Origin of the sequence: Streptomyces hilarionis, from assembly GCF_024539675.1 — a bacterium.
In the GTDB taxonomy this organism is placed as follows: Bacteria; Actinomycetota; Actinomycetes; order Streptomycetales; family Streptomycetaceae; genus Streptomyces; species Streptomyces hilarionis.
On record NZ_JAHHIT010000720.1, the window covers coordinates 1 to 273 of the forward strand.

Annotated in this window: 1 protein-coding gene; it reads right to left on the reverse strand. The window is 61.2% G+C overall.

What is annotated here, in order from left to right; all coding sequences use genetic code 11:
* A partial coding sequence (locus tag KMS84_RS44560) for a hypothetical protein (protein ID WP_256921590.1) occupies positions 1 to 248 on the reverse strand: 248 nt, incomplete at its 3' end.
* Between the last annotated feature and the right edge of the window lie 25 nt (positions 249 to 273).

Sequence of the window (273 nt, forward strand, 5' to 3'; positions counted from 1 at the left end):
CAATAGTAGGGTGGCAGCATATCGAGCGAGCTGATAGCGGTGTGACTGCCGGCTTCCCCGGGGCGGTTCAGGCACAGGCTGACCGGGCCACTGCCCAGCGCTTCCTGCACTTTGCTGAGCAACTGACCCATCATCTGACCGGGGTCCTGGGGCTGGCTGTAGAGCATCTGCGCACCGTTGAACAGCAATTGCAGGCTGGCGTTGCTGCGTTGCAGCTCGGCGGTCTTGTCGCTGACTTTCTGCTCCATTTCAGCGTAGAGCTCAGCCAGCTCT